Annotated in this window: 4 protein-coding genes and 1 pseudogene; all 5 read left to right on the forward strand. The window is 69.2% G+C overall.

Features of this window, described 5'->3' with window-relative positions:
* Positions 1–368 precede the first annotated feature (368 nt).
* A complete protein-coding gene (locus G3I40_RS27960; RefSeq protein ID WP_164305137.1) occupies positions 369–989 on the forward strand; it encodes a TetR/AcrR family transcriptional regulator in 621 nt (206 codons plus the stop codon).
* Between the two features lie 200 nt (positions 990–1,189).
* A complete protein-coding gene (locus tag G3I40_RS27965) occupies positions 1,190–1,492 on the forward strand; it encodes an urease subunit gamma (RefSeq protein ID WP_164305143.1) in 303 nt (100 codons plus the stop codon).
* Between the two features lie 14 nt (positions 1,493–1,506).
* Entirely contained in the window at positions 1,507–1,818 is a 312-nt protein-coding gene (locus tag G3I40_RS27970; protein WP_164305139.1) for an urease subunit beta, read from the forward strand.
* Positions 1,811–3,532, forward strand: a complete 1,722-nt coding sequence (locus G3I40_RS27975; RefSeq protein WP_164305141.1) for an urease subunit alpha — start codon at positions 1,811–1,813, stop codon at positions 3,530–3,532. The genes G3I40_RS27970 and G3I40_RS27975 overlap by 8 nt, the downstream gene beginning before the upstream one ends.
* Positions 3,533–3,550: 18 nt before the next feature.
* Positions 3,551–3,713: pseudogene (locus G3I40_RS27980) on the forward strand (urease accessory protein UreF); the annotation flags it as partial.

Below are 3,713 nucleotides of genomic sequence, written 5' to 3' on the forward strand. Positions count from 1 at the left end.
CGGCCGGGCCCGCGATGCCGACAGGCAGGTCGCGCGGGGCCGTACGGGCGGCGGGCCAGGCGAACGCCCAGAGCGCCAGCGCCGCGAGGAGTGGCACGAGCACGGTCACGGCGAGCATCTTCGGCGCCGACCTGGCGGAGGGTGCAGGGGCAGCGGACGGGGCGGACATGGAGTCCTCCAGCGTGAGGCGAACGAGGGGTGAGCAGTGGGGAATCAAGAGGGGTGGCAGGAGAGGGACGAGAGAGGGAGGGAGGGCGGGCGAGCCGCATCACGTCAAAGCGAAGGATCGTTCGTTTTATGTGATGCCCTCACTGTCCTGACGGTGCGCTGCCTTGTCAAGAATGAATGTTCGTTTTACTTTGGCGACCATGGCCCGCGTATCCCAGGAACACCTCGACGCCCGCCGCCGCCAGATCCTGGACGGCGCCGCGCTCTGCTTCGCCCGCAACGGGTTCCACGCCACGTCGATGCAGGACGTCCTCAAAGAGGTGGACCTCTCCGCCGGCGCGGTCTACCGCTACTTCCGCGGCAAGGACGAGCTGATCCGGGCCATCGTCACCGAGGTGCTCGACGACATCAGGACCTCGTTCGAACAGGCCGCGCGTCAGACGCCGCCCCCACCGCCGCACGAGCTCATCAGTGCGGTCATGGGCCAAGTGCTGCGCGAGCGGGAGGGATTGCGGATCGACGGGACGCCCTATTTCCCGCGGCTCGTGGTGCAGGTGTGGACGGAGACCCTGCGCAACGAAGAGCTCGCCGCGGTGATCCAGTCCGGTTACGCGAGGGTGCTCGCCGCCTGGGTCGGCATTGTCAAGGGCTATCAGGAGGCCGGGATGATGCGCGCCGACGCGGACCCGGACGCCGTCGCGCGCACGATGGTCGCCTCGGCGCAGGGGTTCCTCATCCAGCAGGCCCTCTTCGGCGAGGAGTCGGTCGCGACCCTCCGGGCCGGTCTGAGCGGCCTCATGAGTATGGGTGAGACCGGGTGACGGCAATGGGGCGGTCAAGGGACGGTTAACCTCTTTGAAACTCCGTCCAACTAGCCTGCGGCGCACGTCACCAGGGGTTTTGGGTAACCAGGGTGCGCAAGATCATGCGCATTTCTTGTGTGTTACATCTATACCCGTCGCGGTGGCCGCGGCAGCCGGACCCCGCACGGTCCGGAGTGAAGGACTGTGAGGTGGGACGCGTGCAACTGACCCCGCACGAGCAGGAGAGACTGCTCATCCATGTAGCCGCCGACGTGGCCGAGAAGCGTCGGGCCCGGGGTCTGAAGCTCAATCACCCCGAGGCGATCGCCCTGCTCACCTCCCACGTCCTTGAGGGGGCCCGCGACGGCCGTACCGTCGCAGAGCTCATGTCCTCCGGGCGCAAGGTGCTCACCCGTGACGACGTCATGGAGGGCATTGCGGAGATGATCCACGACGTCCAGGTCGAGGCGACCTTCCCGGACGGCACGAAGCTCGTCACCGTCCACGAGCCGATCGTCTGACGGGGGAGACGGCCATGATTCCCGGAGAGATCCTCTTCGCCGACGAGCCGGTCGTGTTCAACGCCGGCCGCGACGTCATACGCATGACGGTGCTCAACGCCGCCGACCGGCCCATCCAGGTCGGCTCCCACTACCACTTCGCCGAGGCCAACCCCGGTCTCGACCTCGACCGGGCCGCCGCCCGCGGCCGGCGCCTCAACATCGCCGCCGGCACGGCCGTCCGCTTCGAACCCGGCATCCCCGTCGACGTCGAACTCGTCCCCCTCGCCGGCAACCGCGTCGTCACCGGACTGCGCGGCGAGACCGGAGGTGCCCTCGATGCCTGAGCTGTCCCGTGCCGCGTACGCCGATCTCTTCGGCCCCACCACCGGCGACCGCATCCGCCTCGCCGACACCGACCTCCTCGTCGAGATCGAGGACGACCGCTGCGGCGGGCCCGGCCGCTCCGGGGACGAGTCCGTCTTCGGCGGCGGCAAGGTCATCCGCGAATCCATGGGCCAGTCGCGCGTCACCCGCGCGCAGGGCGCCCCCGACACCGTCATCACCGGCGCGGTGATCATCGACCACTGGGGCATCGTCAAGGCCGACATCGGTATCCGCGACGGCCGGATCACCGGCATCGGGAAGTCCGGCAACCCCGACACCATGGACGGCGTCCACCCCGATCTCGTCATCGGACCGGAGACCGAAGTCCTCGCCGGCAACGGAAAGATCGTCACCGCGGGCGGCATCGACACCCACATCCACTTCATCTCGCCGACCATCATCGACGAGGCGCTCGCCTCCGGCGTCACCACCCTCGTCGGCGGCGGCACGGGTCCGGCCGAGGGCTCCAAGGCGACCACCATCACCCCGGGCTCCTGGCATGTGGCCCGGATGTTCGCGGCAATGGAGTCCAGCCCCGTCAACATCGGCTTCCTCGGCAAGGGCAACACCATGTCGAAGGAGTCCATGCGCGACCAGCTGCGGGCGGGCGTCTGCGGCTTCAAGATCCACGAGGACTGGGGCGCGACCCCGGCCGTGATCTCCGCCTGCCTCGACGTGTGCGAGGAGTCGGGGGCCCAACTGGCCGTCCACACCGACACGTTGAACGAGGCCGGCTTCGTCCAGGACACCTTCGACGCGGTCGGCGGCCGCACCCTGCACGCCTTCCACGTCGAGGGCGCGGGCGGCGGGCACGCACCCGACATGATCACCGCGGTGGGGCTGCCCAACATGCTTCCGAGCTCCACCAACCCGACGCGGCCGCACACCGTCAACACCGTCGAGGAACACCTCGACATGCTGATGGTCTGCCACCACCTGAACGCCGCGGTCCCCGAGGACCTCGCCTTCGCCGAGTCCCGCATCCGGCCCACCACCATCGCGGCCGAGGACATCCTGCACGACATGGGCGCCATCTCGATCATGTCCTCGGACTCGCAGGCCATGGGGCGCATCGGCGAGGTCGTCATGCGGACCTGGCAGACCGCGCACGTGATGAAGCGGCGACGCGGCCTGCTGCCCGGCGACGTCCGCGCGGACAACCACCGTGCCCGTCGCTACGTCGCCAAATACACGATCAACGCGGCGATCGCCCAGGGCATCGAGCACGAGGTCGGCTCCGTCGAGACCGGCAAGCTCGCCGACCTGGTGCTGTGGGACCCGAAGTTCTTCGGCGTGAAGCCCCAAGTGGTCATCAAGGGCGGCCAGATCGCCTACGCGCAGATGGGCGACGCGAACGCCTCCATCCCGACACCGCAGCCGGTGCTGCCGCGCCCGATGTTCGGCGCGTACGGCAAGGCGCCCGCCGCCAACTCGTTCAACTTCGTCGCCGAAGCGGCGATCGAGGACGGGCTGCCGGAACGCCTGGGTCTCGACCGGGCATTCGTCCCGATCCGCTCGACGCGCGGCCGCAGCAAGGCCGACATGATCAACAACGACACCCTGCCGCGCGTCGAGGTGGCCCCCGACTCGTTCGCCGTGACCATCGACGGCGAACTCGTCGAACCCGCCCCCGCCTCCGAACTGCCGCTCGCCCAGCGGTATTTCCTGTTCTGAGGGGAGCGTGAGCACGTCATGACGCGCGCAGCCCTGCTCGTCCTGGCCGACGGCCGCTTCCCCGCCGGAGGGCATGCCCACTCCGGCGGGGCGGAGGCCGCGGTCAAGGCGGGCCGCATCACCGGCGCGGCGAGTCTGGAGGAGTTCTGCCGCGGCCGCCTGCACACCGGCGGAAAGGTCG

This window comes from Streptomyces sp. SID14478, from assembly GCF_010548525.1.
Taxonomy (GTDB): Bacteria; Actinomycetota; Actinomycetes; order Streptomycetales; family Streptomycetaceae; genus Streptomyces.

Excerpts from the sequence above, each read along its gene's own strand:
- G3I40_RS27960 (WP_164305137.1), top strand. The coding sequence starts at position 369 with ATGGCCCGCGTATCCCAGGAACACCTCGACGCCCGCCGCCGCCAGATC.
- G3I40_RS27970 (WP_164305139.1), top strand. The coding sequence starts at position 1,507 with ATGATTCCCGGAGAGATCCTCTTCGCCGACGAGCCGGTCGTGTTCAAC.
- G3I40_RS27975 (WP_164305141.1), top strand. The coding sequence starts at position 1,811 with ATGCCTGAGCTGTCCCGTGCCGCGTACGCCGATCTCTTCGGCCCCACC.